Consider the following 26444-nt stretch of genomic DNA (forward strand, 5'->3'; position numbering starts at 1 on the left):
AAGCCATTTTTTTCAGGTGCACGAGCTAACGCACATATTTTAAATTCTTAATATCTATTCTGATTTAATATTGTTCGAAAGCATTTATATTACACAACCATATGAATTGACAGAAAAATAAAACATTAACTTAATGAAATCATTTTTACTTATTTAATATATAATTCTGTTTTCTACACCTATTAAGAGGTACTCTAGAGAATTATAACTTTCAAAATAAATTGAAGAAGCAATAAAACGATAGCTAATTTTATGTTAATGTTTGAAAGTAAAATATGATTACTCCAAATTTGGCTAGTTTACGTTTTGTTTAGCCTTTATTAAATATTGTTCAATTAAAACACTCATACGACAACTTTTAAACTCCTGCTATTCTCACAATATGTCAGATGATTACATCATGTTTATAATACCGGAGTGACTGGGCTTTAAATAACAAATTGTTCAGATATCAACCTACAGTAAATATCATTATAGGATAACATTCATTTTATATGCAATTTTATAGGGAGATTTTTAAACAATTTTCTTTTGCTGAAATAACACTTTACCATAACGCTCTAATAAAATTGGTTTCATTATAAAAATCAGCCGGGCATTATGCCCGGCTGGAAAAATGTACGTATTTCAGCAAGACAATTTATGTTTTAACTTTATTTGATTTGGAAGATAAATAACCTACCCATAATATCCCGATCCAAAACGGCATCAGAATAACTGATATACGTATATCAGGCATCATCAGAATAATAACAAGAATAAAAGCCAAGAAAATTAAACAGAGAAAATTACCAAATGGATACCAAAATGCCTGGAATTTTGTCTTAACACCTTCTGCATTTTTTGCAGCGCGAAATTTCAAGTGTGATATGCAGATCATAATCCAGTTAATCACCAGCGTTGTAACTACCAATGCCATCAAAAGCTCAAATGCTTTACCAGGCATAATATAATTAATCAATACGCCTATTGATGTAGCCAACGCCGACAATCCAATTGACAAAACGGGAACACTACGTTTGTTCACTTTTGTCAAAATACTCGGTGCATTACCTTGTTTCGCCAGGCCATACAACATCCGGCTATTACAATAAACGCCACTGTTATAAACAGACAACGCCGCAGTCAATACAACAATATTCAGGACATTTGCGACCCAAAAGCTATTCAGGTTATGGAAAATCAAAACAAATGGACTGCCTCCCTCCACAACATCCTTCCACGGATAGAGAGAAAGTAAAATAAACAACGCACCGATATAAAACAGCAAAATACGATAAACAACCTGATTGGTTGCCTTTGGTATATTAACTTCAGGGTTTTCAGCCTCTGCCGCAGTGACTCCGACAGTTTCCAAGCCACCAAATGAAAACATGATAACAGCCATTGCCATAATCAGGCCGACAACGCCATTAGGCATAAAACCGCCCTGTTGCCATAAGTTAGTGACACTGGCCTGTGGCCCTCCCATGCCAGAAATGAGCAGATAAGAACCAAAAACGATCATTCCGATGATAGCTGCCACTTTGATAATAGAAAACCAGAACTCAGCTTCCCCATATAACCTGACATTAATCAAGTTTACAGCATTAATCAGCACAAAGAATATCGCAGCAGAAACCCATGTTGGAGTTTCAGGCCACCAATATTGGATATACATACCAACAGCGGTGAGTTCCGCCATCCCAACAAGTATAAACATTGCCCAGTAATTCCAACCGGATAGAAAGCCTGCAAAATTACCCCAATATTTATATGCAAAGTGGCTAAAGGAACCCGCTACTGGCTCTTCAACAACCATTTCACCCAATTGACGCATTATCAAAAATGCAATAAACCCACTAATGGCATACCCAAGAAGAACCGAAGGCCCGGCCATTTTTATCGTTTGAGCAATGCCCAAAAATAACCCTGTTCCTACTGAGCCACCGAGAGCAATAAGCTGGATATGCCTGTTCTTTAAACCACGCTTAAGCGTAGATTGTTCTATTTGTCCTGTCATCTAGTCCTCTTTATGATGCTTGGAACCGGTTTAAACTATTTTATTTGTCGTTGTGGACCTGAACAGGCCGAAGAAATCTTATATTTCCTCTATCATTGTGTAATCTGTATGTGATCTGTCGTAGCCAAACTACCCTGGTATGGTTGCTACCAAGACAGACTCTGATTTTAATCCAATAATTAGTTTACTAATTCAAATCAAGTGAATATTAAAGCATCATTCACGAAGAGTGAATACCGAAAATGAACGTTAACATACCTACTTGCAAGAGAATTGTTAGGATGTATATCAAAAAAGCAAATATTGGATAATAGTGCAGCTTCCCAATTCAAATCTTCAATCACAGTGCTTGTAATACATATCCATCAATAAGCATAAAATTAGGTGTACTATCATCCAGTAAGTATAAAACTAAAATATTGAAAAAAAGTTGTGTATACTTCCTCTCACCTTTAACCAATTTATAATTGTAATGCCACAGGATAATCACTTAGCACTTGTATGTGCACTAAGTAAATGGATAGAAAATCACCTTGGGCGAGTCATCCATCTTGAAGAACTTGCTGCTTACTCTGGCTATTCGCTTTGGCACATGCAGAAAATATTCAAGGAAGTTACCGGGATCTCACTTGGTAAATATATACGCCAACGTCGATTAGCGGGTGCTGTGCACCTTCTGAAAAACAGCTCCCTACCCATTTTTGATATCGCCCTGGATTTTGGCTTCGGCTCTCAATCTCACTTTACTTATATGTTTCGTAAAGAATATGGCATTACACCTTACGACTTTCGTCAAAGTACAGATATAGAACTCGAAGTTAAACTTCCTCTGCATCTCACTTACAATTGCTAATCATGAAACACGCTATTTTGCGGCCAGATATTGATATCAGGCCGCAATTTCACCAGCCCTAATCTCTCTCAGTCGTCAGACAGCATAGTACTGCTACTACATTCAGTATCATTTCATTTGTACTTTTCGACTAATGCCAAAGCTATCGCTTCAGTTTCTGCATCGGGATTACCCCGAATATCTGACGGACGAAAATGCATCTGAAACCCCTGAATTATCTTCCGAGTATCTTCATCCAGAAAACCAGTCTGGGGAATGGAATAGCCGTAAGCAGATAAGGCTTTTTGTATTCCAATAACAGGGACCAGAGTATCTGGCAATCTGCTAGCTAAGTATCTATTTACTGTAGCAAGATCAGGCCAGGCACCAATACCTTGCTCATAAAGCTCCCGCCACGGAAAAACAGGACCCGGATCTTCTTTCCGAAGTGGTGCAATATCAGAATGACCAACCACATTCACTGCCTCGATTTTATGTCTGCGAATGATATCTTTTGCCAACCTGATCAAGGCATCAATTTGTGATGGGTGATATATGCACCACTCTTTTTTAATAAAATATTGCTTAAAACCACAATTGACAATTTCTATGCCAATAGAATAATTGTTTAAATTCTTATATCCCCTCCACTCACTTCTACCCGCATGCCAGGCTTTTTCTTTCTCAGAGGATAATTGAAAGATAATCGGCTCATTATTCTTATACTTAGGCTGAGATGGGATCAGATATTGAACACTGACATTACCATCCGTCAAAACATGTAGAGAGTTCCGATCATTCAATGCTGTATAGTGCAACACAAGAAATTTGACCGATTCAAGGTCCTGCCTGGTCGAATATGAATAAGAATGGTCAATAAGATAATTGTCTCTTTCTTCTAATGGAGTTTGATGACCGCAACCAATCAATAACGTAAGGAATACACCTATTAAAATTTCTCTCATCATATTAAAACAATAATAACCGAAAAAAATTGAATGATGTGCTACATAGAGTAGATGAAATTACAATAAAAATAAAAGCCGGATATCAATTGAACACAGAATATCCGGCTAATACATTTATTTTGTTAGTTTTATAAATTACTGCTTCTAACGATATCCACTCTCTTCGTTATTGTAAGCAACACTGATTAATGAATATCTGCCTTAACCTCAACTCGCTTCTGGTTATCCTGAACTGAGCCGTTATCCCATATACCTTTTTCAACTTGCTTTTGAATTTCTGGATACATATTGATATCGAAGGTTGGCAACTGACCCGCTCTCCTTTGCTTGTTATAATCTTTCGCCAATTTCATCGCAATACCTGATAACAAAAGAATAGCAACCAGGTTCACAATAGCCATACAAGCCATGGATATATTTGCCATATTCCAAACTAATGGTACATCTGCCATTGTACCAAACATCACCATACCTAATGCAGCCAGACGTAAAATGAACAGACCTGCGGTATGGTTACGCTCCAGGAATATCATGTTACTTTCAGCATAAGCGTAGTTAGCAATAATTGATGTAAAGGCAAAAAAGAAAATAGCAATGGCAACGAAAGTTGTTCCCCAATGACCAACTGCGGATGATAATGCGCGTTGAGTCAATTCAATCCCACTGATAGTGGTGACATTTTCATTAAGGATACCTGAAGAAAGGATAATGATCGCAGTAGCACTACAAATGGCGATCGTATCCATAAATACCCCCAACATCTGCACATATCCCTGTGAAGCAGGATGTGGAGGATATGGAGACGCAGAAGCCGCTGCATTTGGTGCAGAACCCATTCCCGCTTCATTCGAGAACAATCCCCTTTGAACCCCTTGCAGCATAGCTTGGGAAACACCATATCCCAATGTTCCTGCTATCGCTTCCTGAAGACCAAAGGCACTCTTAATAATCAATGCAAATACATCAGGAATACGTTCAATATTGTGGCCAACAACCCAAAATGCCAATATTAAATAAGCCCCCGCCATAAATGGCACAACGAATTCAGCAACTCGTGCAATTGAACGCAATCCGCCAAAAATAATCATGCCACTAATGATGACTAAGACAATACCGACATACAAGGGATTAATATCGAAGGCAAAGGAAGCCGCTTCCGCAATTGAATTTGCCTGAACGGCATTAAATACAAGACCAAACGCGATAATAAGGAAAACAGAAAACAATATTCCCATCCATCGCTGCTTCAACCCTTTCTCCATATAATAGGCCGGGCCACCACGATAATTTCCTTGATCGTCTTTCGTCTTGTACAACTGGGCAAGCGTGCTTTCCACAAAAGAAGTTGACATACCAATAAATGCAACAACCCACATCCAAAAAATAGCCCCCGGACCACCAGCAGTTATTGCAATTGCAACCCCTGCAAGATTACCTGTTCCTACACGTGCCGCAAGGCTGGTACATAAAGCCTGAAAAGATGAGATACCTGAACTATCTGATTTATTACTATGTTTCAGAACTGAAAACATGTGACCAAAATGACGAAGCTGTATGAAGCCAGAGCGTAGTGTGAAGTAAAGGCCAACCCCCAGAAGCAAGTATATTAATACGTAGTCCCAAAGAATGCTGTTAATGCTGTTAATCAGATCCATCAAGATATTTTCCCCTTAGTAGTTAGCAAACATTAGCTGACCATAAATGTAGTATCCATAGAGAGTTTATTGTGCTTAATATTCTTTATAATTAACAAGTAACACAATTCTGTGCATGAAACACAGAGATACTAGCCAGTAAAACGGAAAGAATGTAACACAATATCTATTTCAATGGGTAACTTTTAATGAATTTTTTACATTTACTTTAGCATTTATGAACATTTACATTAAGTTACATGAGTTCCCACAGCCCAATTTTAAGCCTCTTAATCACAATTCCCGATTGATAAACTCCCCATTTCGGTACTCTCAAAGATATTTAATGCACACATATTAAGCAACAAGTTGTATACACAATTACAACAACCAACAAACAAAGGAACAAAATTTTTAAAACGTAATACAATACAAAACTTCCATAATAATATACTTTCATTGATGTTTGTTACTCCCTCTCAGCCGCACAATTCACTGTTTATTCTTAACTCACTCTATACTTCCATTCTACCCGCGTAGTTATAAAACATTCATTAAAAACACTAAAATAATTACAAAATTTAATATTGAAATCTCTTGAATTTGCGAAAACATATAGCAATATTTTTCTTCAAATGAGATTATTAAATTTTAATGCTGTGATAATTGGAAAAAGCCACCATTACATATTAAGATTTTCAATTGTTATTTTTACATTGGAAACAAAAACAACAAGTTAGTAAGATATTAATATTCCACTATCTGGCCATCAGATAATCTGCTAGTGAGGTTATGATTGATGTTAGAAAGAAAAAGAAAAAATCCAGCGGACAATATTCTGCCAAAACGGGTATATAGAGGAAAGTCGAAATATGAGTATCATCCAGCAACAGGCGGTTCTATCTCTATTTGCTGCTTAAACTCACCATTATCTGTTATCTGGAAAGAATACAACAAAATTGTAGAAAAAATTGAAAAAAACAGTACATAGAGCTTGATATATGTCAAAATTAATAAGACGGGAGTTTTTACTCCCGTTAACTTTGTCTATTTTAAAATTAAAAACAATAAAAGTATCATATTCAGGCGATCATTTATAAAATAACTGTTTATCTTCACTAGAATAAATTTTATTAATTACAGTAAAACTCACCTATATTATGAAATATTTCCCGCCAATTTATTCCAATAATCATATCTTTTAATAGTCAATAAAACATAAGAAAAAATAATAACTAATATTAAACTCCATTCCTCCTGGTTCTATTTCCTCAGCATAATCTTCTTGATTTATCCTTTCTTCATCAACACTATCAGCTTTTGAAATCCATGCTACGATATAAATTCCTACTCTCAACTTTTACCATCTGCACATTGAAGAAAAACACGAATCAATGAGGTATTGACTATGCTTATAGATAAGAAGTTAAAGTTTTCCGTGCTCCCAATTCTGCTCACTCTATTTTTATCACATACAACCTTTGCGAAAGATGGGGCATTGATTAATTTACCTGATAAAAAATTTGCGGTTATCTCAACCGGTGACTTGGAAAGTGCATCAATTGGTAGTTATTCCATTGCCGTTTTCAAAGATCAGGAGTTAACAGATTTTAGTACTGGCGCAGTTTTTTCCCGTAATGGTTCGCTGTTCGAAGATAATGGTAAACCAAGAGTAATGTTTGCAGACATTGATGGTGATGGAGCCAAAGAGCTAATTGTCTCAAAACTCACCGCAGGTTCAGGAAACTATCTTGAAGTTGATGCACTCAATGTTACTGATAAAAATGTCAAATTACTCACCCGCATCAATACTGATAGTAAAAATGATCTCATTAAATTACTCCGCATCCATTGTAAGAAAGAACGATGTACAGAGCAGAAACGCTGACTATGCTCGAATCAATACACACTGTCACCATAAAGATGCAAGGCAAATGATGGATAATGTACTATTGTTAATGTTATCGCTACTATCACGGTATAGCTGATAAAGGGGAATTTATGAAACGTTTTTTATTACCACTTTTTTTGATCCCATTCTCATTCTTCTCTTATGCCGCGCAGGCAAATGTAGATAAGATCGCAGAAACTTATTGTGATTTGTTTGGTAAGGCTTCTGTTGAAGCATTCAAAACTAATGACTCACCAGATGTAATAGCCCAAAAAATCCTCAAACTGCTACACAAAAAAGGATTAAATCTTAAAGAAATTCATTCCAATAAAGATGAGTTCGTTGCATCAATCAAACAAACGGTTATTGGAGTCAGAAAGAATAAACAAACGTTCCCAACTAATCGCCACTTTGACGAATCGCTCGTTAAATCAGTTGAAAGCTGTAAAATCCAAACAAAACATGCCTTATCTCAGCATTCCCGCTAATGAGCTCTGGAGCGACGAAATTTCGTCGCTCTCTGAGTATTTACTTTTGGAATAACAATCGCGAGAAAAATTATATTGAGGTTAATTGATATTTATAAGTACGGCCTGCGAATCATATTCCGAGTATTATGAAAATTGCTACTAACTTGTATAAATTTATTAGACGGTAAATTCAATAATAATTACTTTAATGAAAAAACTCTTAGTCAGCCCATTCACTGTTTTGAAGAACAACCCTATAACCATCTATATCTTCAAAAGTTTTTCCGACTACATCCCAATAATCATTGTACGATGGAACCTCCTTAAAACCTGCATCTATCATACGTTGACAACATTGCTCCCAAATACTCTTTTCACTGAAATAAAAAACCAGCAGATTATCTTTTGTTGGTGCACGCCCAACTGTAGTTCCATGGTGATGAGTAAATTCTAAATGATAATTATGTTTTTCGTGCCCAATTATAGAACCATCAAAATCATTATGCCCCTGAAATTCATTTAATAATTTAAAGCCTAAACCGTTAACATACATATCAGTAATAACTTTAAGATTATCAGTAGGCCTGGCAACTCTTAATACCGCTGATTTTGGGATCATGACATTCTCCTTATGACTTGACTTAAAATATTTATATTTTTTATTTTCAACCTGATGATTATTTTTATTTTGAAATTATATATAATTAAACCGCTTACCAATACATGAAAATATATTTCCTACTTATTTTCATTAACGAATGTGTACACTCTAAAACCTTAAGTTAACTTGAGGTCAAGCCATATTTCCACACATTTCACAATCAATTCATTACTCACTGAAAGCTACGTCCTGTGGGCGTGACTTTCAGTGAATAATAAAAAACGGGAACTATTAAGCCCCCGTTATCTATTTCATTAAGTAATTAATCACATATGAGAGATAATTGCATCACCAAATTCACTACATTTCAGCAGCTTAGCACCTTCCATCAGGCGTTCGAAGTCATAAGTCACTGTCTTGGCAGCAATTGCACCTTCCATTCCTTTAATGATTAAGTCAGCAGCTTCGAACCATCCCATATGGCGCAGCATCATCTCAGCAGAGAGGATTACTGAACCTGGGTTTACTTTATCCTGACCTGCATATTTAGGTGCTGTGCCATGTGTTGCTTCGAACAGAGCACATTCATCACCAATATTTGCACCAGGAGCAATACCGATACCACCTACTTGTGCCGCCAGAGCATCAGAAATGTAATCACCATTCAGGTTCATACAAGCGATAACGTCATACTCAGCAGGACGCAGCAAGATCTGTTGCAGGAACGCGTCTGCAATTACGTCCTTGATAATAATATCTTTACCGGTTTTAGGGTTTTTGATCTTCACCCACGGGCCACCATCCAGCAGCTCACCACCAAATTCAGTACGCGCTAATTCATAACCCCAATCCTTAAAGGCACCTTCGGTAAATTTCATGATGTTGCCTTTATGAACCAAAGTCACTGATTCACGGTCATTATCAATTGCATATTCAATCGCAGAACGCACCAAACGTTTAGTGCCTTCTTCTGAGCATGGTTTTACACCAATGCCACATTGCTGAGGGAAGCGGATTTTAGAAACACCCATTTCATTCTGCAAGAATTTGATGACTTTATCAGCTTCCGCAGATCCTGCTTTCCATTCAATACCGGCATAAATATCTTCCGCATTCTCACGGAAAATAACCATGTCAGTTAATTCAGGATGTTTAACAGGGCTTGGTGTACCTTGATAGTAACGAACCGGGCGCAGGCAGACGTACAAATCTAGCTGTTGACGCAATGCAACATTCAGAGAACGAATACCGCCGCCAACCGGGGTTGTCAGAGGACCTTTGATTGCAACACGATATTCACGGATTAGATCCAGAGTTTCATCCGGTAACCAAACATCTTTACCGTAAACATGGGTAGATTTTTCTCCTGTATAGATTTCCATCCAGGAAATTTTGCGCTCACCGCGATACGCTTTCTGAACCGCAGCATCAACTACTTTCAGCATGACCGGCGTTACATCAACACCAATACCATCCCCTTCGATATAAGGGATTACCGGGTTATTCGGAACATTTAATTTACCTTTGGTATCAAAAGTAATTTTTTCACCTTCCGCCGGAACAACTACTTTGCTTTCCATTAACCTCTCCTTTCAAGTAAGCGCAATGCCTTGTTAATTTTTTGTAAGGGACGTGTCAATACTACTTGAATATTCTGCAAACGCCAATGGGCGCAGATTTCAGGTATAATATCCCCTTCATTTTGAGCAATAACTTATCATGACAAATTTTTCTATTAAAAAACGCAAACTTAATCGATTCAGTCAAAGAAAAAATAGCGCTCCCTCAAAAAGAATTACTGGTCCCCGGCGGGTGTTGATCTTTAATAAACCTTATGACGTTCTCCCCCAATTCACAGATGAGACAGGAAGAACAACATTAAAAAATTTTATTCCTTTTAATGATGTCTATGCAGCAGGTCGTCTGGATCGTGACAGTGAAGGGTTGTTGGTTTTAACTAATGATGGAAAATTACAGGCCAAATTAACGCAACCCAGAAAAAAAACGGCCAAAGTTTATTATGTTCAAGTAGAAGGAATACCCGATGAAGCCGCACTTAACAAGCTGCGCAACGGTATTATTCTGAAAGATGGTCCAACACTCCCCGCTGGAGCAGAATTAGTAGAGGAACCCGTCTGGCTTTGGGAACGCACACCACCAATTCGGGAAAGAAAAAGCATCCCAGTGAGCTGGTTGAAAATTACGCTTTTTGAAGGTCGTAATCGCCAGGTACGTAGAATGACAGCTCATATTGGTTTTCCAACATTACGTCTTATCCGCTTCAGTATGGGTTCATTACAGTTGGGGGATCTGTCCCCTGGAGAATGGAGGGAAATTGATTTTGTTTAGTCCACATATCACTGTTGCCTGCATAGTACATGCAAAAGATCAATTCTTAGTTGTTGAAGAGCTTATCAATGGCAAACCTCTCTGGAATCAGCCTGCTGGTCATCTTGAAGCTGATGAAACATTACTGGAAGCTGCTGAACGCGAATTATGGGAAGAAACCGGTATTCGTGCTAAACCACAGGCATTACTGAAATTACACCAATGGGTCGCTCCTGATGGAACACCTTTTATTCGTTTTTTGTTTCTGATTGAATTGGAAAAGACCGTGAATACGGCTCCCCAGGACAGTGATATTCATTGCTGTCATTGGCTCAGCGCAGAAGAAATCATCAATAGTTCACAACTACGCTCACCTCTGGTTGCTGAAAGTGTACGGAGTTATTTAAAAAATAAGGCTTATCCATTAACAATATTGGGTAGCTATGGGCCACCTTTTGCCAAATAGTTTCTTATTAAATGGAAAGTAAATCACAAGAGCGTAAAGACGTTTGGTGCACCTTGCCTGCCAACGTGCTACAGTATTACGTTTATGTTTTTCCGCAGTGAGATATATCCATGTCAGATAACAGCCAGAAAAAAGTCATCGTCGGGATGTCCGGTGGTGTTGATTCATCCGTTTCCGCTTACTTACTGCAAAAACAGGGTTATCAGGTAGCTGGCCTGTTTATGAAAAACTGGGAAGAAGATGACGATGAAGAATATTGCTCAGCCGCCGCTGACCTTAATGATGCTCAGGCAGTGTGTGACAAACTGGGTATTGAACTACACACTATCAATTTTGCAGCCGAGTATTGGGATAATGTATTTGAACATTTTCTTGCTGAATACAAAGCAGGCAGAACTCCAAACCCAGATATTCTCTGCAACAAAGAAATTAAGTTCAAGGCATTCTTAGAATTTGCCGCAGAAGACTTAGGTGCTGATTACATTGCAACGGGTCATTACGTCCGGCGTCGGGATGTGGATGGTATCAGCCAGTTACTTCGTGGCCTTGATGGCAATAAAGATCAAAGCTATTTCTTATATACCCTGAGTCACCAGCAGGTTGCAAAAAGTTTATTTCCAGTCGGGGAACTTGAGAAACCTGAAGTTCGCCGCATCGCCGAAGAAATAGGGCTGATCACAGCAAAGAAAAAAGATTCCACAGGTATCTGTTTTATTGGTGAACGTAAGTTCCGTGATTTTCTGGGGCGTTATCTGCCAGCCCAAACCGGCCAGATTGTCACCGTTGATGGACAAACTATCGGGCAACATACTGGCCTGATGTACCATACGCTCGGTCAGCGCAAAGGGTTAGGTATCGGAGGAACTAAAAATGGCAATGAAGACCCCTGGTATGTTGTTGATAAAGATGTTGAAAATAATACGCTGATTGTTGCTCAGGGGCATGAGCATCCCCGTCTGATGTCTGTCGGTTTAATTGCACAACAACTTCATTGGGTTGAGCGTCAACCACTGAAAACTGAAATCCGCTGCGCGGTAAAAACACGTTATCGTCAGCAGGATATCCCTTGTACCGTCATTCCTTTGAGTGAAGATAAAATTGAGGTTCATTTTGATAGCCCCGTTGCCGCCGTCACCCCCGGCCAATCTGCTGTGTTTTATCAGGGAGAAATTTGTCTCGGCGGTGGTGTGATCGAACAACGTATACAGGAGTAATCGTGGCCAAAAATTATTACGACATTACATTAGCGCTGGCAGGTATCTGCCAGTCAGCTCGTCTAGTACAGCAACTGGCCCACGAAGGGCAATGTGATGCCAACGCTTTTGAAATAACACTCAACAGTATCCTGAACATGAGTCCGGCTTCCACATTGGATGTCTTTGGCAATGAAACTCGCAATCTGCGCATTGGCCTTGATGCTGTTATGGGAATGCTCAATGGCACAAACAGCGGCGTTTCCGCTGAGCTTACCCGCTACGTTTTAAGCATAATGGCACTGGAACGTCGCCTAAGCAAAAATTCATCAGCAACCAATGAACTGACTAAGCGTATCTCTCAGCTAGAACGCCAACAAGCGTACTTTGAGCCTATGTCCGAAGGAATGCTCAATGCTCTCGCTGGCATTTATGTCGATGTTATCAGTCCATTAGGGCCACGTATTCAGGTTATGGGTTCTCCTGATGTCTTGCGTAATACGTTAGTTCAGGCAAAAGTCCGTGCTGCATTACTGGCAGGTATTCGTAGCGCCGTATTATGGCAACAAGTAGGCGGTAGCCGTCTGCAATTTATGTTTTCACGTCAGCGCCTGATCCGACAGGCAAAAGACATTCTTGCTCGTTGTTAAATAAATCGTTAAATAAGATCCGGGAGTTTCTACTAATGGAATTATCCTCACTGACCGCTGTTTCTCCTATTGATGGCCGTTACGGCGATAAAGTTAGCGCACTGCGCGCTATTTTTAGTGAGTTCGGCTTACTGAAATTCCGCGTGCAGGTTGAAGTACGTTGGCTACAAAAACTGGCTGCCACAACAGAAATCGCAGAAGTTCCTGCTTTTGATGCAAACGCAAACGCTTACCTTGATGAAATCATTGTAAATTTTAATGAACAGGATGCATTACGTATCAAGGAAATTGAACGTACCACTAACCATGATGTTAAAGCCGTTGAATACTTTCTGAAAGAAAAAGTAGCTCACATTCCTGCTTTAAATCAAGTTACTGAATTTATTCACTTTGCTTGCACCTCAGAAGATATCAATAATCTGTCACATGCATTGATGCTTAAAACTGCCCGCGAGGAAGTACTGCTACCACAATGGCGTCAGTTGATCGATGCTATTAAGCGCATGGCTCATGATTACCGTGACTTACCTTTGTTGTCACGTACACACGGGCAACCTGCAACACCTTCCACTGTTGGTAAAGAATTTGCGAATGTGGCTTACCGCATGGAACGCCAATTCCGTCAACTCAGTCAAATTGAAATTCTGGGTAAAATCAACGGCGCTGTCGGCAACTATAATGCCCATCTGTCAGCCTATCCTGAAGTTAATTGGCTCCAGTTTAGTGAATCATTCGTGACTTCTCTGGGTATTCAATGGAATCCATATACCACTCAGATCGAACCACATGATTACATTGCCGAACTATTTGATTGTATCGCGCGTTTCAATACCATCCTGATTGATTTCGATCGCGATATCTGGGGTTATATTGCCCTTAACCATTTCAAGCAAAAAACAGTCGCTGGCGAAATTGGCTCCTCCACCATGCCACACAAAGTCAATCCAATTGATTTTGAAAATTCTGAAGGAAATCTGGGGTTGGCAAATGCGGTATTTGGCCATCTTGCCAGCAAGCTTCCGGTTTCACGTTGGCAACGTGATCTGACTGATTCCACAGTATTACGTAATCTGGGGGTTGGTCTGGGATATACATTAATCGCGTATCAATCTACCATGAAAGGTCTGAGCAAGCTGGAAGTCAACGAGCAACACCTGTTGGATGAACTGGATCAGAATTGGGAAGTTCTGGCAGAACCAATTCAGACTGTCATGCGTCGTTATGGTATTGAGAAACCTTATGAAAAACTAAAAGAATTAACACGTGGTAAACGTGTTGATGCCGAGGGAATGAAAAGTTTTATTGATAACCTTGAACTTCCAGAAGAAGAAAAAATACGTCTTAAATCTATGACCCCTGCAAATTATATTGGCTATGCTGAATTACTGGTCAATAAATTAAAATAAAGCGCTTTTATTTATATAATCGTGAACGGGAAAATTCCCGTTCATGTATTGCAAAATAGTCAAATCTTATATGAAATATAAATAAGTTGTAAAGTTATAAGCTATTATTGAATCAACTTATTGTTTTTGACAATTCATTCATTAACATACCAACAATAGACTGAATAGTTACTATAGTTGGTTTAATCATAACAGTATATCTATAATCTATTTAAATCCACTGATTAATTTGACTATCTGGCTATTTAAGATTTATTTGATAAATTTTACTGGTTAGCATAAGGAATCATTATGCGAATATTAATAGTTGAAGATAATGCATTACTTCGCCATCACCTAAAAGTACAGCTCCGGGATATTGGCCATCAGGTTGATGCTGCCGAAGATACAAAAGAGGCAGATTATTACCTGAAAGAAAACCACCCTGATGTCGCAATCATTGATCTGGGATTACCAGGAGAAGATGGTTTGAGTTTAATTAAACGCTGGCGTAGCGATCATATTAATATCCCCATTCTCATTCTCACTGCCCGTGAAAGCTGGCAAGAAAAAGTGACTGTGCTGAATGCCGGAGCAGATGATTACGTTACTAAGCCTTTCCAACTAGAGGAAATTAATGCGCGTATACAAGCCCTGATGCGTCGTAATAGCGGATTAGCATCTCAAGTTGCCGAATTACCGCCGTTTTTAATCGATCTCTCACGTAAGGAGTTTTCTGTTAATGGTAAAAAAATAAAATTGACCGCCTTCGAATATACGATTATTGAAACCTTGATGCGTAATAATGGTAAAGTTGTCAGTAAGGAACTATTGATGAGGCAGTTGTATCCTGACGCTGAATTACGTGAAAGTCATACAATTGATGTACTAATGGGGCGTTTAAGAAAAAAAATACTGAACGAATGGCCGGATGAGGTTATTGTTACTGTCCGTGGCCAAGGTTATCGTTTTGATGTGAAATAACGTAATGTTTAAATTACCGAGAAAGCATGTCTCTCTGAGAACACGATTTCTCATGGCGACGACAGTGATTATTCTCGCATTGACTTTGCCATATGGAATTGTCGCGATTGTCGGGTATTTAATGCGTTTAGATAATGATACTTATGCAATACTCAGTAACCAGAGTAATTTATTTTATTCCCTTGCCAGATGGAAAGAAAATAGGCTGGATATTCTTTTGCCTGTAAATTTCCACACAGATAATCGCTCATTAACTCTGATTTATGACGATAAAAATAAAATCCTCTGGCGTCAGCATTACGCACCAGAGCTTGAAAAAAAAATCCCCTCTGGCTGGCTGAAAAAGAATGGCCTATATGAATTAGAGGCTTATTATGCAGATATAAATTCTAAGTTATATTCTGAATCAGACAATAAACATACAAAAAATAATCATGCTGATACCAATAAAAAGAACAATATCAGCAAAAAAAACAAGAGTGGCAATAACAACAAGATTATTACCAATAGTGATAATATAGATGAAAGAGAGCTATTAACTTATTCTGTTGCTATCAATATTTATCCAGCCACTGATACTCTCCCTGCAATGACTATTGCTGTTATCAATACCCTTCCACAGAATATACTGCCGTCAGAAAAAATCTGGGAATGGTTTGGATATGTATTGATTGCCAATCTGATTTTAGTTGCTCCATTGATCTGGCTTGCGGCTGACTGGAGTTTACGTCCGATTAAGTCGTTAATTTTTCAAATAAGCTCTCTGGAAAAAGGTGAACGTGAAGAATTAGATGAAAACCCTCCATCCGAATTAAAGGGTTTGATTAAGAACTTGAATGCACTATTGGACAATGAGCGTCAGCGTTATACGAAATATCGAACAACCTTATCTGATTTGACACATAGCCTGAAAACTCCCCTGGCGGTGCTGCAATCCACACTCCGCTCCCTTCGCTCAAGTGAACAGATGACCATTGAACAAGCTGAGCCAATCATGCTTGAACAAATTGACCGGATTTCCCAACAAATTGGTTATTACTTACATCGAGCCAATATATACAACGATCACAACCTCATTCTAAAAAAAGTTTTTTCAGTTCCAACCTTACTCGATAGCCTTATCAATGCATTGACAAAAGTTTATCAACACAAAGGTGTTAACATCACCTTAGATATTTCCCCTGAACTGACTTGGTTAGGTGAAAAAAATGACTTTTTGGAAGTCATTGGGAATATTTTGGAGAATGCCTGTAAATATTGTCTGGAGTTTGTCGAAGTCACTGCTCTGACAGGTGAAAATTTCATTACCATTATTATTAATGATGATGGGCCAGGTGTTCCTCCCGATAAACGCAGTATCGTTTTCGAACGTGGCCTAAGAGCAGATACGTTACGTCCGGGACAAGGATTGGGGTTATCGATCGCCTCAGAAATTGTGGAACAATATGAGGGTAATATTAACATTAGCCATAGTCATTTGGGAGGTGCCAGAGTGAGTGTAACCTTCCGAAACCAACGGATAGCGAATAATGCTCCCTGACAACTCTCATTAACAACTCGTGTTTAATGGGAGCAGGCTCGAAATATTTCATCCAAATCTGATAACTCCATTGACTATCCGTTATAATAGCCAGAAATTTTCTTGTCACTCAGGATATCACCATGAATTATAAGCTGAATCTGGACTGGCAGACGTTTTTGCAGAATCATTGGCAAAAACGACCACTGCTGATCAAACAGGGTTTCCAGCAATTTATCGACCCACTGTCTCCCGATGAACTGGCTGGATTGGCAATGGAAAACGAAATCGATAGCCGTTTAGTCAGCCAGAAAAACAGTCACTGGGAAGTTTCTCATGGGCCATTTGAAAGCTATGACCATCTGAGCGATAAAAATTGGTCACTACTCGTACAAGCCGTTAATCATTGGCATCACCCCTCTTCTGCACTGATGAAACCGTTCCGGGTACTTTCTGACTGGCGGATGGATGATTTGATGGTTTCTTTCTCCGTTCCGGGCGGTGGTGTCGGCCCTCATCTTGATCAATATGATGTATTTATTATCCAGGGACAAGGTCGTAGACGCTGGCGTGTTGGCGACAAGATCCCGATGAAACAGCATTGTCCTCACCCCGACTTATTACAAGTTGAACCTTTTGAAGCCATTATTGATGAAGAAATGCTGCCGGGAGATATCCTTTATATTCCACCTGGTTACCCACATGAAGGTTATTCTATCGAAGATTCACTAAATTATTCTGTAGGCTTCCGCGCCCCGAATGCCCGTGAATTATTTAGTGGTTTTGCCGACTATATTCTGGCAAATGAGTTAGGAAGCCACCGTTATAGTGATCCTGAACTGACATTCCGTGATAATCCCGCGCTAATTCAGGAAAATGAACTGACCACCTTGCGTGCCATGATGCGAGATTTACTGGATCAACCTGAAACATTCCAAAACTGGTTTGGGGAGTTTATCTCTCAGTCACGTCATGAACTGGATATTGCTCCACCAGAACCACCCTATGAAAGTGACGAAATCTATGAATTACTCAAACAGGGTGAAAGACTGACTCGTCTGAGTGGATTACGTGCTTTGCGTGTCGGTGATAAATGTTTCGTTAATGGTGAACAGATGGACACACCGCATTTGCAAGCGGCTGATGCACTTTGCCAATATGATAGTGTCAATGCTGATATTCTGGGCGATGCCATTGATGATGTATGCTTTATCAGCTTGCTTACCGCCTTAGTTAATAGTGGTTATTGGTATTTTGATAATTGACCGATCAATGACTAAATTAAATTCTAAGTTTTATTAAAGCAGTATTGGTGAAAAAGCAGTATCAGTGAGTACCCCAGTCACATAGCTAACAATGTGGCTGGGGAACATGGCTGAATATAGCTAAAGATGTATACCTGAGAAAATATCAATCCATCTGCTGGAGTAGTGATTGAATATATTGAGTAACTATTTCGCTAGCATTACCATAATGTTTTTCATCAAACATACTTTCAACCTGACTAGGCTCTAAATTCAGTTCAACAGTATGAGCACCGGATAACTTCGCTTCATGCACAAAACCTGCCGCGGGATAAACGTGACCGGAAGTACCAATAGCAATAAAAATATCTGCCTTAGCCAAAGCAGAATAAATTTGCTCCATCCCTAGCGGCATTTCCCCGAACCACACAACATGGGGACGCAGTAACGAGGGAAATTGACAGCAATGACAGCGATCTTCCATAGACAGTTTCGATGTCCACTCAATGACCTGCCCAGATTGACAGCAACGGACTTTCAGGAGTTCACCATGCATATGAATAATACGCTGGCTTCCCGCTCGTTCATGCAGGTTATCAATATTTTGTGTCACTAACAGAAAGTTATCACCCAGTTCTTGTTCAAGTTTTGCCAAAACGTAATGTGCAGCATTGGGCTGGATTTCCGGCTGTTGTAGCTGTTCTCGACGTGCATTGTAAAATTCCTGAACTAATTCAGGGTCACGTTTAAACCCTTCAGGTGTAGCAATATCTTCAACACGGTGCTCTTCCCATAAGCCATCAGAAGAGCGAAAAGTTCTGATCCCTGACTCAGCGGAAATACCCGCTCCGGTCAGTACCACCACATGGGGATTTTTTATTTTATTTGCCAAGCGAATATCCCTGTAAAAAATTTGCCTATGAAATCGCTGACGCCGCAGTCGTCTAATCTTACAGAATTTACTGAGCCGATGAATAACACGCATATGACCATCTCCTTAAACTACTCCCTTTTTGAAGTCCAGTGGCTTTTTAAGATCAATCTCTTTAGGAACATTCCCTCAGCATCTGTTAATTTTACCGCTGTTCTATCCGGGACATGTTCAAGCCGTCTTTTCTGCTCAGTTAACTCCGTAAGATAACGCGCTTAGGTAATAGTTAATACTATGGAATATTATTGACCACTCAAAATCCGCGCTGGATCAAGTTTACTGGCCCGACGAGCAGGATACCAACTGGCCAACAAGCTCAAGATAAGAGCCGTTGACAACACATAAATAATATCCATGGCATGTAACTCTGACGGCAGAAAATCAATAAAATAGATATCCCCGGAAAGGAATTGATGCCCGAACGACCTCTCCATCCATTTAATGATAGCCGTCAAATTAAGCGATGTGAAAATTCCGACAATAACGCCAATGGTACTACCAACCATGCCAGTCAATAACCCATACCATAAAAAGATCGCTCTGATATGCCCATCTTTGGCACCCAATGTACGCAGGATAGCGATATCACTGCTTTTATCTTTGACTGCCATAATCAGCGTTGAAACGATATTAAAACAAGCCACCCCAATAACCAGAATCATAGCCAGGTACATGATGCCACGTATCATCTGAATATCGTTATACATGTAACCGTAATCTTTGATCCACGTACTGATATAAACATATCTTCCTGTTGCTTTACCTGCATCCAAAACTCGCTGTTCTGCGGCAAAAACATTGTCAGCTTTGATGGCAATGCCGGTAATACCATCACCATAATCCAGATATTGTTGCGCATCAGATAATGGAACCAAAGCTAAACGATGATCCAATAAACCACTCAACTGAAAAATTCCAGTAACCTGCAAACGAAGCCGTTTAGGTTGTAATAATTTCAGACTCGGATCGCTATTGGGTATCATGACTGTTAGCCAATCGCCTTTCTTCACATTGAGTGAACTTGCCACTCCTTGTCCTAAAATCACCTGATGTTTTCCCGCCTGAAATGTTTGCCAGGCTCCGTTGCTAACAAACTGAGGCAAAGCACTGACATCAGGCTCAGTGGAAGGTTCTACACCACGTACTTGAACAGCATGCAGTTTATCACCTCGCTCCATCAACCCGGTAAATTCGATATAAGGTGATGCTCCTACAATACCCGGTGTTCGTTTTACTTGTTCAAGTGCGCGTTCCCAATGCTGAAAAGGTTGCTCCACTGCAAAAATTTGCCCATGTGGTACAACAGAAAGTACCCGGTTTTTCAATTCACGTTCAAAACCATTCATGGCACTCAATCCGATAATCAATACCGCAACACCGAGCATAATTCCCATTGTCGAAATAATTGAGATGAGAGAAACCATTCCCGCATAACGACGCCCCCGGCTGAAACGTAACGCAGTGAACAATGCAAGAGGCAGATTTGCCATTACATTCCCCCCATTAGGGTTAATTCATCCTGTAAATATCCGTCGCGCATTTCTACCTGACGAGCCAATCGGTCAGCCAATTTCAGATCATGAGTTACTACCAAAAAAGCTGTACCTTGCCGTTGATTCAATTCTTTCAAAAGCTCAAAGATACTGTCAGCATTTCGTTGATCAAGATTGCCTGTCGGTTCATCTGCCAGTACTAATGAGGGGTCATTGACTAATGCACGGGCAATGGCAACTCTTTGACGTTCTCCTCCTGATAATTCAGAAGGTCGATGGTGGGCCCGATTGTCCAATCCAACTGCCGCCAGCATGTCCAGCGCCTTTTGTTGAGCCTGACGCTTTTTACCTCCGATAAGTAATGGCATAGCGACATTTTCTAGTGCATTGAAATCAGGTAACAGATGATGAAACTGGTAAATAAAACCAATTTCACTGTTCCGTAATTGCGCTCGTCCAGAAGCAGACATCTTATTAAGAGATTTTCCCTTGAAAAGAACTTCACCAGCGGTCGGTGAATCCAATCCACCAAGTAAATGCAACAGAGTACTTTTGCCAGAACCAGAGCTCCCGACAATTGCCATCATTTCTCCCTGTTGCATAGAGAAAGTGACATTTTTTAATACCTCTGTAGAAACCTGCCCTTCCTGATATTTTTTGCACAAATGATGACATAACAATAAAGGTTGGTTACTCATAACGTAAAGCCTCAGCAGGTTGGATGGCAGCCGCGCGCCAGGAAGGGTATAAAGTTGATAACAACGAGATAAACATGGCAATAATGGCGATCATGACCACTTGAACAGGTTCAATGACGACAGGTAACTGCATACCTTCAGTCAGCAGGCCGATAACGGGCATTAAATTATTTAACTGACTGGAAAGCAGTATTCCCAGTCCCGTTCCCAATAAAGCACCAATGATGCCTGCTCCTGCTCCCTGGATCATAAAAATAGTCATTATCTGACGACGGGTCAGCCCTTGTGTCTGCAAGATAGCAATCTCTCCTTGTTTTTCCATCACCAATAAAGAGAGGGAAGTAATAATATTGAAAGCAGCGACTGCAATGATCAGGCTAAGCAATAATCCCATCATATTTTTTTCCATTCTCACAGCCTGAAAAAACTCGCCTTTGCGTTCACGCCAATCTTTCCAGATTAAATCTTTTGGCAGTGGTTGCTGGCTCAATGCATCCACTTTTAAGGGCTCATTGAGGAACAAACGCCAGCCCGTAATATTATTAACGGGATAACGTAAAAGACGTGCTGCATCTTGCTGATTAACCAACATTTCTGTGTCATCAACTTCACTGTTAGCAAAGAATGTTCCAGCTACCGTAAATAAACGCTGACTGGGTATCCTCCCCATTGGGGTTAGTTGACTGGCACTCGGTACAATAACACGAATTTGGTCCCCCCGTTTTACTCCTAATCTTGCCGCCAATTTTTCCCCCAGGATCACAGAATAAAGACCCGGCTGTAATTGGTTAGGGTCAACATTAACCATATATTTTGCCAATGGGGTATTTTCACCTGGTGTAATGCCCAACATCACTCCGACCCCCACATTACGGGCACTTTGTAGCACAACATCCCCCTGAACGATCGGCTCGATACGGGTAACACCTTTTAATCCTGAAAGTTGGCTATCAGGGTGTTCAACAGGATTAATTGAACCTTTTTCTGAAGTAATGATTACGTGAGGCATAAAACCCAAAATACTGGCTTCCAATGAACGCTCGAAACCGTTCATCACCGATAACACAGTAATTAATGCAGCCACTCCCAATGTGATACCAATGGCTGATAACCAAGAAACAAAGCGACCAAACTTATCGACCGCTCGTCCGCGCATATAGCGCAATCCGATAAATAATGGGACAGATTGAAACATAGAATCCGCCATATCAAAGGGAGTTGTTTAAAAACAATAGATTAATAGAAAAGGTCATATTTTATCTCTGTATTTTGCGTATTCACTTTTACGTCTGTATTTTTGCATACATATTCTGTATAAAACTCAATCCATACAGTTTACTGATTACATATTATCATCGTTTAACTGAGATTTGCTTATCCCCCTTCCAATTCCCACATTCAGTGAATTAATATATCGCCTCAATACAAACATTAAATCTGTTATTCCCCTGTTGCCAAAGCAAAGTGTTCAGGGATAATAAAGGAGGAGTTTTGCCTCCATGGAGCCATTCATACTTCGGTTCTGTGTTTTTTTACTTTCTCTCAACCTTGCCTCTCAACCTGCCAGCGTATTTATTGTAAAGGCTACTGGGTTAAAAATGTGTTGGGAATGGACTGAATCTTAGAGAACACATTAAACGCTTATGTCCGCAAAATATCGTTACCAACTTCCTGAACGTCGCGGTGATATCCGCCAATTAGGCCACCTGATCGGCGCTGCTTGCGCTATCGAATGCGCCGAAATCATTGAACGTCACTCAGGGCCTGTTCTGCTAGTAACAAAAGATATGCAGAATGCCTTACGGTTACGTGATGAAATTCCACAATTCACCCATGCCCCAATAAACATACTGTCAGATTGGGAAACATTGCCTTACGATAGTTTTTCCCCTCACCAGGAAATCATTTCAAACCGTTTATCTACGCTGTATCAATTACCTTTTATGATGAAAGGTGTTCTTATCTTACCTGTGAATACATTGATGCAGCGGGTTTGTCCGCATGAATACCTCAGAGGGCATGCTTTGATCATGAATAAGGGGCAACGACTTTCCCGTGACAAATTACGTGCTGATCTGGAACAAGCCGGTTATCGCAATGTAGATCAAGTGCTTGAGCATGGTGAATTTGCCACGCGTGGCGCCCTGTTTGATCTCTTCCCTATGGGGAGTGAATACCCTTACCGTATCGATTTTTTTGATGATGAAATCGATAGTCTGCGCACTTTTGACGTGGACAGCCAACGTACACTCATGGAAGTGGAAAAAATCAGTTTACTGCCTGCCCATGAATTCCCAACAGATAAAGAAGCTATCGAATTGTTTCGCAGCCAATGGCGTGAGCAGTTTGAAGTTCGCCGTGATGCTGAACATATTTATCAGCAAGTCAGTAAAAAAACGCTACCGGCAGGTATTGAATACTGGCAGCCATTATTCTTTGAGCAGCCTTTATCCACTCTCTTTGATTACCTGCCAGAAAACACCCTGCTTATTACACAAGACATAATGGCAACAGCCGAACGTTTTTGGCAGGACACAGGACAACGTTTTGAGAGCCGTAAGATTGACCCAATGCGGCCATTATTGCCACCTGAACGAATTTGGCTTCCTGTCGATAAGCTATTCGCTGAATTGAAAAACTGGCCCCGCCTCCAAATCAGAAACGAAGAATTGCCACAAAAGGCCGGGAGTATCAATCTCGCTTACCAGCCTTTACCCGATGTATCCGTTACTGCGCATCAAAAAGCCCCTTTGGATAAAGTGCGCCGTTTTATAGAGCAATTTAACGGTAAGATCATTTTTTCAGTGGAAAGTGAAGGACGCCGGGAGTCTGTAAACGAATTACTATCGCGGATCAAAATTCATCCAATAAAAATACAACAGTTGGCGGATGCTAAGTCGCCAGGCTGTTTTTTAATGATCGGTGCAGCAGAACAAGGCTTCGTTGATGAGGAGAAAAAACTAGCCCTGATCTGTGAAAGTGACATGCTTGGTGAGCGAGTAAGTCGTCGCCGTCAAGATAACCGTCGCACAATCAATACTGATACCTTGATCCGTAACCTTGCAGAATTGCGTCATGGTCAACCCGTTGTACACCTTGAACATGGTGTTGGACGCTATCAAGGGCTAATGACACTGGAAGCAGGCGGAATTAAGGCTGAATACCTCATCCTGACCTACGCCGGAGAGGACAAATTGTATGTCCCCGTCTCCTCCCTACACTTAATCAGTCGTTACGCTGGAGGAGCAGAGGAAAATGCGCCTCTGCACAAACTTGGTGGTGATGCCTGGAATAAAGCACGCCAGAAAGCAGCAGAAAAAGTCCGTGATGTCGCGGCTGAGTTATTGGATGTATATGCGCGACGTGCCATTAAGCCTGGTTTTGCGTTTAAGCACGATCGGGAGCAGTATCAACTGTTCTGCCAGAGTTTCCCATTCGATACAACACCGGATCAAGAACAAACCATCAATGCCGTATTGAATGATATGTGTCAGCCCATCGCCATGGACAGGCTGGTATGTGGTGATGTTGGTTTCGGTAAGACAGAAGTGGCAATGCGCGCTGCTTTTACCGCTATCAATAATAATAAACAGGTCGCCGTCTTAGTTCCGACCACCCTACTGGCTCAACAGCATTATGATAATTTCCGCGATCGTTTTGCGAATTGGCCTGTACATATTGAAGTTATGTCCCGATTCCGCAGTGCTAAAGAACAGCAACAAGTTATAGATATGGCAGCAGAGGGGAAAGTCGATATTATCATCGGTACTCATAAACTGTTACAGGCTGATCTCTGTTGGAAAGATCTGGGATTGTTGGTTGTTGATGAAGAACACCGATTTGGTGTTCGGCACAAAGAGCGTATTAAAGCTATCCGCGCAAATGTTGATGTTCTGACTATGACAGCAACTCCCATTCCCCGAACACTCAATATGGCAATGAGTGGTATGCGAGATTTATCAATCATTGCCACACCACCAGCGCGTCGTCTGGCAGTGAAAACCTTTGTGCGTGAATATGATAGTTTAGTGGTTCGAGAATCTATCCTGCGTGAAATTTTACGTGGTGGTCAGGTTTATTATCTTTATAACGATGTTGAGAATATTGAGAAAGCAAAAAATCGATTGGAAGAGTTAGTTCCTGAAGCCAGAATCGTTGTCGGCCATGGGCAAATGCGCGAACGTGATCTGGAGCGGGTCATGGCAGATTTTCATCATCAGCGTTTTAATGTGCTGATATGTACTACGATTATTGAAACAGGTATTGATATTCCTACAGCCAATACCATTATTATTGAACGCGCAGACCATTTTGGTCTGGCTCAATTGCATCAATTGCGGGGACGTGTTGGCCGCTCTCACCACCAAGCTTATGCTTATTTACTGACTCCTCATCCAAAGGCGATGACCACAGACGCCCAGAAACGACTGGAAGCAATTGCCTCCCTTGAAGATCTGGGAGCAGGATTTGCGCTGGCAACTCATGATCTGGAAATCAGGGGAGCCGGTGAACTTCTGGGCGAAGATCAAAGTGGTCAAATGGCGAGTATCGGTTTCACTCTCTATATGGAATTATTGGAAAGTGCGGTTGATGCCCTCAAAGATGGGCGAGAGCCATCACTTGAGGATCTCACCACTAACCAAACCGAAGTAGAATTACGCATGCCAGTGCTTTTACCCGATGATTATATTCCTGATGTGAATATGCGCCTTTCTTTCTATAAACGTATTGCAAGTGCTCAAAATGACGATGAGCTGGCAGAATTGAAGGTTGAATTAATTGACCGATTCGGTACATTACCTGATCCGGGCCGACAGTTATTGCAATCTGCTTCTATCCGCCTGACAGCCCAAAAGTTGGGAATTAGACGCATAGAAGCCCATGAGAAAGGTGGCTTTATTGAATTTAGCCAAAATAACAAAGTGGATCTCAATTACCTCATCAGCTTATTGCAAACTCAGCCCAATATTTACCGACTGGATGGGTCTTCTAAATTAAAATTCATGATTAATTTAACCGAAAGGGCAACACGTTTATCGTTCATCCAAACATTATTGGAAACATTCGAACAACATCAGATATAACAGCGATTATACCCAATAAATTTCGAGTTATGTCGTGATAGCCAGGAAACCAATCCCCAGGAGCATAGGTA

Annotated in this window: 23 protein-coding genes; 13 read left to right on the plus strand and 10 right to left on the minus strand. The window is 40.4% G+C overall.

The features are described from left to right. Nucleotides 1-640: 640 nt before the first annotated feature. On the minus strand, nt 641-2002 hold the full coding sequence (locus ABLA85_RS11665) for an amino acid permease (protein ID WP_367964277.1): 1362 nt from the start codon (nt 2000-2002) through the stop codon (nt 641-643). A gap of 472 nt (nt 2003-2474) precedes the next feature. On the opposite strand from ABLA85_RS11665, the gene ABLA85_RS11670 reads away from it, so the two are divergent. After that, a complete protein-coding gene (locus tag ABLA85_RS11670) occupies nt 2475-2855 on the plus strand; it encodes a helix-turn-helix domain-containing protein (RefSeq protein WP_367964279.1) in 381 nt (126 codons plus the stop codon). A 113-nt stretch (nt 2856-2968) separates the two neighbouring features. Here ABLA85_RS11670 and ABLA85_RS11675 read toward each other — a convergent pair whose 3' ends face one another. Next, on the minus strand, nt 2969-3799 hold the full coding sequence (locus ABLA85_RS11675) for an N-acetylmuramoyl-L-alanine amidase (protein WP_367964409.1): 831 nt from the start codon (nt 3797-3799) through the stop codon (nt 2969-2971). Nucleotides 3800-3987: 188 nt separating this feature from the next. Next, on the minus strand, nt 3988-5460 hold the full coding sequence (locus tag ABLA85_RS11680; RefSeq protein ID WP_367964281.1) for an alanine/glycine:cation symporter family protein: 1473 nt from the start codon (nt 5458-5460) through the stop codon (nt 3988-3990). Nucleotides 5461-6235: 775 nt separating this feature from the next. Here ABLA85_RS11680 and ABLA85_RS11685 point away from each other — a divergent pair. Continuing rightward, the gene (locus ABLA85_RS11685) at nt 6236-6427 is read left to right on the plus strand and encodes a hypothetical protein (protein ID WP_156115326.1); all 192 of its coding nucleotides are present in this window, start codon (nt 6236-6238) and stop codon (nt 6425-6427) included. 210 nt (nt 6428-6637) lie between these two features. On the opposite strand, the gene ABLA85_RS11690 is transcribed toward ABLA85_RS11685, so the two are convergent. Further along, on the minus strand, nt 6638-6793 hold the full coding sequence (locus tag ABLA85_RS11690) for a hypothetical protein (RefSeq protein ID WP_367964283.1): 156 nt from the start codon (nt 6791-6793) through the stop codon (nt 6638-6640). A 51-nt stretch (nt 6794-6844) separates the two neighbouring features. Between ABLA85_RS11690 and ABLA85_RS11695 the strand changes: the two genes are divergently transcribed. Further along, complete coding sequence (locus tag ABLA85_RS11695) at nt 6845-7324, plus strand: PliI family lysozyme inhibitor of I-type lysozyme (protein WP_367964285.1); 480 nt, start codon at nt 6845-6847, stop codon at nt 7322-7324. A 113-nt stretch (nt 7325-7437) separates the two neighbouring features. After that, entirely contained in the window at nt 7438-7815 is a 378-nt protein-coding gene (locus tag ABLA85_RS11700; protein ID WP_367964287.1) for a hypothetical protein, read from the plus strand. Between the two features lie 202 nt (nt 7816-8017). Here the strand turns inward: ABLA85_RS11700 and ABLA85_RS11705 are convergent, their stop codons facing one another. Next, nucleotides 8018-8416: a VOC family protein gene (locus tag ABLA85_RS11705; RefSeq protein ID WP_367964289.1), complete on the minus strand. Its 399-nt coding sequence runs from the start codon at nt 8414-8416 to the stop codon at nt 8018-8020. Nucleotides 8417-8724: 308 nt separating this feature from the next. After that, nucleotides 8725-9978, minus strand: coding sequence for an NADP-dependent isocitrate dehydrogenase (gene icd / locus ABLA85_RS11710; protein ID WP_367964291.1), 1254 nt, complete (start codon nt 9976-9978; stop codon nt 8725-8727). Between the two features lie 139 nt (nt 9979-10117). On the opposite strand from icd, the gene rluE reads away from it, so the two are divergent. The 8 genes from rluE to ABLA85_RS11750 all read left to right on the plus strand — a co-directional run bounded on the left by rluE (nt 10118) and on the right by ABLA85_RS11750 (nt 18188). After that, a complete protein-coding gene (gene rluE / locus ABLA85_RS11715) occupies nt 10118-10747 on the plus strand; it encodes a 23S rRNA pseudouridine(2457) synthase RluE (RefSeq protein ID WP_367964293.1) in 630 nt (209 codons plus the stop codon). Beyond that, nucleotides 10740-11192 carry an NUDIX hydrolase gene (locus ABLA85_RS11720; protein WP_367964296.1) on the plus strand — a complete coding sequence of 151 codons (453 nt, stop codon included), beginning with the start codon at nt 10740-10742 and terminating at the stop codon, nt 11190-11192. Before rluE ends, ABLA85_RS11720 begins: the two co-directional genes overlap by 8 nt. Nucleotides 11193-11302: 110 nt before the next feature. Continuing rightward, nucleotides 11303-12406, plus strand: coding sequence for a tRNA 2-thiouridine(34) synthase MnmA (gene mnmA / locus ABLA85_RS11725; RefSeq protein ID WP_367964299.1), 1104 nt, complete (start codon nt 11303-11305; stop codon nt 12404-12406). A gap of 2 nt (nt 12407-12408) precedes the next feature. Further along, nucleotides 12409-13035, plus strand: coding sequence for a high frequency lysogenization protein HflD (gene hflD / locus ABLA85_RS11730; RefSeq protein ID WP_367964302.1), 627 nt, complete (start codon nt 12409-12411; stop codon nt 13033-13035). 35 nt (nt 13036-13070) lie between these two features. Continuing rightward, entirely contained in the window at nt 13071-14441 is a 1371-nt protein-coding gene (purB, locus tag ABLA85_RS11735; RefSeq protein WP_367964305.1) for an adenylosuccinate lyase, read from the plus strand. A 291-nt stretch (nt 14442-14732) separates the two neighbouring features. Beyond that, nucleotides 14733-15404, plus strand: coding sequence for a two-component system response regulator PhoP (gene phoP, locus ABLA85_RS11740; RefSeq protein WP_047679600.1), 672 nt, complete (start codon nt 14733-14735; stop codon nt 15402-15404). Nucleotides 15405-15408: 4 nt separating this feature from the next. Then, entirely contained in the window at nt 15409-16944 is a 1536-nt protein-coding gene (gene phoQ / locus ABLA85_RS11745) for a two-component system sensor histidine kinase PhoQ (protein WP_367964308.1), read from the plus strand. Nucleotides 16945-17066: 122 nt separating this feature from the next. Continuing rightward, on the plus strand, nt 17067-18188 hold the full coding sequence (locus tag ABLA85_RS11750; protein WP_367964311.1) for a cupin domain-containing protein: 1122 nt from the start codon (nt 17067-17069) through the stop codon (nt 18186-18188). A 145-nt stretch (nt 18189-18333) separates the two neighbouring features. Here the strand turns inward: ABLA85_RS11750 and cobB are convergent, their stop codons facing one another. The 4 genes from cobB to lolC form a co-directional block, all read right to left on the minus strand. Further along, nucleotides 18334-19152, minus strand: a complete 819-nt coding sequence (gene cobB, locus ABLA85_RS11755; RefSeq protein WP_367964314.1) for a Sir2 family NAD+-dependent deacetylase — start codon at nt 19150-19152, stop codon at nt 18334-18336. A 188-nt stretch (nt 19153-19340) separates the two neighbouring features. Continuing rightward, nucleotides 19341-20588: a lipoprotein-releasing ABC transporter permease subunit LolE gene (gene lolE, locus ABLA85_RS11760; protein ID WP_367964316.1), complete on the minus strand. Its 1248-nt coding sequence runs from the start codon at nt 20586-20588 to the stop codon at nt 19341-19343. After that, nucleotides 20588-21289 (minus strand): lipoprotein-releasing ABC transporter ATP-binding protein LolD, encoded by a 702-nt coding sequence (lolD, locus tag ABLA85_RS11765; RefSeq protein WP_367964318.1) that lies wholly within the window; start codon nt 21287-21289, stop codon nt 20588-20590. The genes lolE and lolD overlap by 1 nt, the downstream gene beginning before the upstream one ends. Continuing rightward, a complete protein-coding gene (lolC, locus tag ABLA85_RS11770) occupies nt 21282-22484 on the minus strand; it encodes a lipoprotein-releasing ABC transporter permease subunit LolC (protein ID WP_367964321.1) in 1203 nt (400 codons plus the stop codon). Before lolC ends, lolD begins: the two co-directional genes overlap by 8 nt. Before the next feature lie 448 nt (nt 22485-22932). On the opposite strand from lolC, the gene mfd reads away from it, so the two are divergent. Continuing rightward, nucleotides 22933-26373: a transcription-repair coupling factor gene (mfd, locus tag ABLA85_RS11775; protein WP_367964322.1), complete on the plus strand. Its 3441-nt coding sequence runs from the start codon at nt 22933-22935 to the stop codon at nt 26371-26373. Nucleotides 26374-26444: the final 71 nt, after the last annotated feature.

This window comes from Xenorhabdus sp. SGI246, from assembly GCF_040838225.1.
GTDB lineage: Bacteria > Pseudomonadota > Gammaproteobacteria > Enterobacterales > Enterobacteriaceae > Xenorhabdus > Xenorhabdus indica.

Excerpts from the sequence above, each read along its gene's own strand:
- ABLA85_RS11665 (WP_367964277.1), bottom strand. The coding sequence starts at position 2,002 with ATGACAGGACAAATAGAACAATCTACGCTTAAGCGTGGTTTAAAGAAC.
- ABLA85_RS11670 (WP_367964279.1), top strand. The coding sequence starts at position 2,475 with ATGCCACAGGATAATCACTTAGCACTTGTATGTGCACTAAGTAAATGG.
- ABLA85_RS11675 (WP_367964409.1), bottom strand. The coding sequence starts at position 3,799 with ATGAGAGAAATTTTAATAGGTGTATTCCTTACGTTATTGATTGGTTGC.
- ABLA85_RS11685 (WP_156115326.1), top strand. The coding sequence starts at position 6,236 with ATGTTAGAAAGAAAAAGAAAAAATCCAGCGGACAATATTCTGCCAAAA.
- ABLA85_RS11695 (WP_367964285.1), top strand. The coding sequence starts at position 6,845 with ATGCTTATAGATAAGAAGTTAAAGTTTTCCGTGCTCCCAATTCTGCTC.
- ABLA85_RS11700 (WP_367964287.1), top strand. The coding sequence starts at position 7,438 with ATGAAACGTTTTTTATTACCACTTTTTTTGATCCCATTCTCATTCTTC.
- ABLA85_RS11705 (WP_367964289.1), bottom strand. The coding sequence starts at position 8,416 with ATGATCCCAAAATCAGCGGTATTAAGAGTTGCCAGGCCTACTGATAAT.
- icd (WP_367964291.1), bottom strand. The coding sequence starts at position 9,978 with ATGGAAAGCAAAGTAGTTGTTCCGGCGGAAGGTGAAAAAATTACTTTT.
- rluE (WP_367964293.1), top strand. The coding sequence starts at position 10,118 with ATGACAAATTTTTCTATTAAAAAACGCAAACTTAATCGATTCAGTCAA.
- mnmA (WP_367964299.1), top strand. The coding sequence starts at position 11,303 with ATGTCAGATAACAGCCAGAAAAAAGTCATCGTCGGGATGTCCGGTGGT.
- purB (WP_367964305.1), top strand. The coding sequence starts at position 13,071 with ATGGAATTATCCTCACTGACCGCTGTTTCTCCTATTGATGGCCGTTAC.
- phoP (WP_047679600.1), top strand. The coding sequence starts at position 14,733 with ATGCGAATATTAATAGTTGAAGATAATGCATTACTTCGCCATCACCTA.
- phoQ (WP_367964308.1), top strand. The coding sequence starts at position 15,409 with ATGTTTAAATTACCGAGAAAGCATGTCTCTCTGAGAACACGATTTCTC.
- ABLA85_RS11750 (WP_367964311.1), top strand. The coding sequence starts at position 17,067 with ATGAATTATAAGCTGAATCTGGACTGGCAGACGTTTTTGCAGAATCAT.
- cobB (WP_367964314.1), bottom strand. The coding sequence starts at position 19,152 with ATGCGTGTTATTCATCGGCTCAGTAAATTCTGTAAGATTAGACGACTG.
- lolE (WP_367964316.1), bottom strand. The coding sequence starts at position 20,588 with ATGGCAAATCTGCCTCTTGCATTGTTCACTGCGTTACGTTTCAGCCGG.
- lolD (WP_367964318.1), bottom strand. The coding sequence starts at position 21,289 with ATGAGTAACCAACCTTTATTGTTATGTCATCATTTGTGCAAAAAATAT.
- lolC (WP_367964321.1), bottom strand. The coding sequence starts at position 22,484 with ATGTTTCAATCTGTCCCATTATTTATCGGATTGCGCTATATGCGCGGA.
- mfd (WP_367964322.1), top strand. The coding sequence starts at position 22,933 with ATGTCCGCAAAATATCGTTACCAACTTCCTGAACGTCGCGGTGATATC.